The 3,946-nt window shown below is 63.4% G+C and carries 4 protein-coding genes and 1 pseudogene; 3 read left to right on the top strand and 2 right to left on the bottom strand.

Going from position 1 to position 3,946, the window contains the following annotated elements; all coding sequences use genetic code 11:
* Both ENZ75_RS35225 and ENZ75_RS21285 read right to left on the bottom strand, forming a co-directional pair.
* Nucleotides 1-585, bottom strand: a 585-nt coding sequence (locus ENZ75_RS35225; RefSeq protein ID WP_245481185.1) for an aldehyde dehydrogenase family protein, incomplete at its 3' end; no start/stop codon positions are given.
* A 130-nt stretch (nt 586-715) separates the two neighbouring features.
* Nucleotides 716-1,207 (bottom strand): Lrp/AsnC family transcriptional regulator, encoded by a 492-nt coding sequence (locus tag ENZ75_RS21285; protein WP_013530324.1) that lies wholly within the window; start codon nt 1,205-1,207, stop codon nt 716-718.
* Between the two features lie 82 nt (nt 1,208-1,289).
* On the opposite strand from ENZ75_RS21285, the gene ENZ75_RS21280 reads away from it, so the two are divergent.
* The 3 genes and pseudogenes from ENZ75_RS21280 to ENZ75_RS21270 all read left to right on the top strand — a co-directional run.
* Nucleotides 1,290-2,675 carry a PLP-dependent aminotransferase family protein gene (locus ENZ75_RS21280; protein WP_128278290.1) on the top strand — a complete coding sequence of 462 codons (1,386 nt, stop codon included), beginning with the start codon at nt 1,290-1,292 and terminating at the stop codon, nt 2,673-2,675.
* A gap of 126 nt (nt 2,676-2,801) precedes the next feature.
* Nucleotides 2,802-3,593: an ectoine/hydroxyectoine ABC transporter ATP-binding protein EhuA gene (gene ehuA, locus ENZ75_RS21275; protein ID WP_063170119.1), complete on the top strand. Its 792-nt coding sequence runs from the start codon at nt 2,802-2,804 to the stop codon at nt 3,591-3,593.
* Between the two features lie 87 nt (nt 3,594-3,680).
* Nucleotides 3,681-3,946: pseudogene (locus ENZ75_RS21270) on the top strand (ectoine/hydroxyectoine ABC transporter substrate-binding protein EhuB); the annotation flags it as partial.

Genomic DNA, 3,946 nt, shown 5'->3' with positions numbered 1-3,946 from the left:
CGGATGCGCGACGATGGTGCAGCCGGCGGCAAGGGCGGCGGCCGCCTTACGGGTCAGCATGGCCGACGGAAAATTCCACGGCGTGACAACGCCGACGACGCCGAGCGGCTCGCGCCGCACCATCATCTCGGCGTTCGGCAGATGGCTGGTGACGCTCTCGGCGTTCGGGCGTTTTGCTTCTTCGGCATACCATTCGACGAAGGAGGCGGCGTAGTCGATCTCGCCCAGCGATTCCTGCAGAGGCTTGCCCTGTTCAAGCGTCATCAGCAGAGCCAGATCATCCTTGGCGCCGACGATCAGCTCGAACCATTTTCGTAAAATTTTCGAGCGCTCCTGCGGCAACAGCGCCCGCCAGGCCGGGAAGGCGCGCGCCGCGGCATCGATCGCCTTTGTCGTCTGCCGGCCATCGAGCGCGGCGACGAAAGCGACGGTCGTGCCGGTGGCCGGATCGGTGACCTCGAAGCTTTCGGCAGCCTCGCTTGCGGTCCAGTGGCCATCGACATAGGCCAGTTCGCGCAGCAGCCGGCGGTCGGCGAGGCCGTCGAGCGCTTCATGGCGATGCGAGCGGGCGAAATGCGCGGACATGGTCAAAGCCTCCCGGTTCGGACTGATAAGGGAAGACTATCCGCCCGATGCAGATAGAGAGGCTGTTTGGAAGTCCTGACGTAGAGAGACTCTCTCTATCGGGTTGCCCGGCGAGAGAATCTCTCCGCTCCTATGACGACGCCGGCAAAAGCTCTGCGATGGGCAGCGCCACCTCGTCCTTCACGGTCTTGATGACGATGTAGGTGAAGTAACGATCGATGCCGATCTCGCGGTCCAGCAAGCCATCGACCAGCCGCTGATAGGCGTCGATGTCGCGCGCCATTACTTTCAACAGATAGTCGACGCCGCCGCCGACAGACCAGCAGGCGACGATCTCGGGAACATCGCGTATAACGCGCTCGAAGCGGTCGAAATCGGCCTGGCGGTGGTTTGCCAGCGTCACCTCCATCAGCACGGTGGCAACGGGTGCCACGACGCGCATGGCGATCCTGGCGTGATAGCCCGAGACGATGCCGGCCTTTTCCAGCTTGCGCAACCGCATCCAGCACGGCGTCGGAGACAGGCCGACCTGCTCGGCCAGCGCCAGCTTGGTGATGCGTCCGTCGCGCTGGATGGCGTCGAGGATTTTCAGGTCGATCGGGTCGAGTTTCGCTGATGTCATCAGGGCTCACTTTTTCGTCCGAGTACCATGACGGCGCATTATTTCGATTGTCAATTGCACTGATTTCGATCTCTAATAAGTCATGACATTGTGGCAACCCGATCCCGCGCTTATCCGGCGGCCGGCCTATCAGTCGCTGGCCGACCAGTTCGCGCGCGCCATCCATGACGGACGCCTTGCCAATGGCGCGCGGTTGCCGACCCATCGCAGGCTGGCCGACGACCTCAAGCTTTCGGTGCAGACGGTCAGCCGCGCCTATGAGGAACTGATCCGGCGCGGCCTGATTTCGGGCGAGATCGGCCGCGGCAGCTTCGTCCAGACGCAGCGCCGCGAGCCCGAGCCGCTCCGGCAGATAGGGCGGCTCGGTGAAGTCATCGACCTTTCGATCCTGAAACCGGTCTGCGAGCCGATGCATCTTGAGCGGCTGAAGCAGGCACTGGGATGGCTGGCTGAGAACCTGCCGTCGAGTTCAGCACTTTCGTTCCGGCCCAACATGGTGTTTCCCCGCCACCGCGCCGTCGCCGTCGAATGGTTGAGACTGTGCGGCCTCGATGCATCGCCGCAGAACGTCAGCCTGACCAACGGCGCCACCGCCGGCATGACAGTGGCGCTGATGAGCGTCGCGCCGCCGGGCTCTACGGTCGCCACGGAGGCGATCGGCCACCATACGCTGGTGCCGTTGGCACGCTATCTCGGCTTCAACCTGGAAGGCCTGCCGATCGACGACAACGGCCTGATTCCGGAAGCGCTGGACGAGGCCTGCCGGCTTTCCGACATCCGCGCGGTCTTCGTGCAGCCCTCGGTCATCAATCCGACGGCGACGCTGATGGATGCGCGGCGGCGAGAAGAGATCGCCGCGGTCGCGCGCAAGCACGATATCGCCATCATCGAGAACGATGTGCTGGGTCCGCTGGTCGAAGACCGGCCGCCGCCGGTTGCCGCGTTCGCGCCGGAGCGCACGCTCTACGTCACCTCCTTCACCAAGATCACCGTGCCCGGCCTGCGCATCGGCTATCTGGCCGCACCCGACCGCTACGTCGCCGCCGTCGCCAACCGGCATCTGGTTTCGAACTGGATGGCGACGCCGCTGGTGGCCGAGATCGCCACCAAATGGGTGACCGACGGCACGGCGATGGAGCTTGTCCACTGGCAGCGCGCGGCTTTGCGGCGCCGGCAGGATATTGCAGCGCAGGTGCTGGCGGGGGTCGACTATCGCGCCCGGCGAGACGGGCTGCATGTCTGGCTTCAACTGCCCGCGGACCGTGCCGAGGAAAGCTTTGTCGCCCAGGCCCGCCTGCAAGGCGTGGCTATCGCGCCCGGAACATCCTTCCGTATTTCGGGTGCGCCCTGGCACCCGGCGGTGCGTATCTCGCTGGGTTCGACCACCGAGGGGGAACTGCGCGCCGGCCTCGGCGTTGTCACCAAGCTGCTGCTTGGCGATCCGGAGCATCTGCTGCTCGCAATCTAGGTCCGGTTTGCCCGGAAATTGTGGGGAATCAGAATAATTGTCATGATATTATTTTCCCAATTGACATGATTTGGCGCGTTCCGCATCGTTAAGGGGCATAGGCTTCTCCAGCACGGGGAAATACATTTGTCCGCACCAGCGCCCATCATCAAGATCGACAGCATCTCGAAAAGCTTCGGCAGCTTCAAGGTGCTGGACGGCCTGTCGATGCAAGTCATGCCCGGCGAGAAGCTGGCACTGATCGGCCCATCGGGTTCGGGCAAGACGACGATCCTGCGCATCCTGATGACGCTGGAGCGCATCGATGGCGGTCATATCCAGATCGACGGCGAGCAGCTCTATCACATGGAGCGCAATGGCCAGCTGTTGCCCGCCGATGAGCGGCATCTGACAAGGATGCGCCAGAAGATCGGCATGGTGTTCCAGCTGTTCAACCTGTTTCCGCACAAGTGCGTCATGGACAATGTCACGCTGGCGCCGATGCTGACCAAGGGCACGCCGCGTGCCGCCGTCGAAAAGCGGGCGATGGAACTGCTCGAAATGGTCGGCATGGCCGACAAGGCCAAGAACATGCCGGCGCAGCTGTCCGGTGGACAGAAGCAACGCGTGGCGATCGCTCGGGCGCTGGCGCTGTCGCCGAAGATCATGCTGTTCGACGAGGTGACGTCGGCGCTCGATCCAGAGCTGGTCGAGGAGGTGATGAACGTCATGCGCAAGCTCGCCGCCGAGACCGACATGACCATGCTGCTGGTCACCCACGAGATGGGCTTTGCCCATGATTTCGCCGACCGGGTGCTGTTCTTCGATCGCGGCAGGATCGTCGAAGAAGGCAAACCGGACGAGATTTTCCGCAATCCCAAGCAGGAGCGCACGCAAGGTTTCCTGAAGAAGATCATCGCGGCCGGACATCGGGTCTGACCGCAATGCCCAGGGCGACGAAGTCGTCCCGAGGCGGCGAGGGCCGCCATGCAACAAAGCAAGACAAGAAACAAGGAGTTGGGAACAATGAACAAACTTGGCATTCTGGCCGGCGTTGCCGGTCTTGCACTGACGGCGGTGCTGGCCGCCTCGATCCCCGGTTCGGCCGATGACAGCAAGCTCGAGCAGCTCAAGGCGCAAGGTTCCGCCCGCCTCGCCATCGCCAACGAGCCGCCCTATACGGCGGTCGCCGCCGACGGCAAGGTTTCGGGTGCCGCGCCTGATGTGGCCCGCGAGATATTCAAGCGGCTCGGCGTCGCCGACGTTGCCGCTTCGATCTCCGAATATGGCGC

The sequence above is a fragment of the Mesorhizobium sp. M7A.F.Ca.CA.002.04.1.1 genome (genome assembly GCF_004022805.1).
Classification (GTDB): Bacteria; Pseudomonadota; Alphaproteobacteria; order Rhizobiales; family Rhizobiaceae; genus Mesorhizobium; species Mesorhizobium ciceri.
This window is presented reverse-complemented; position numbering and strand designations above follow the sequence as displayed.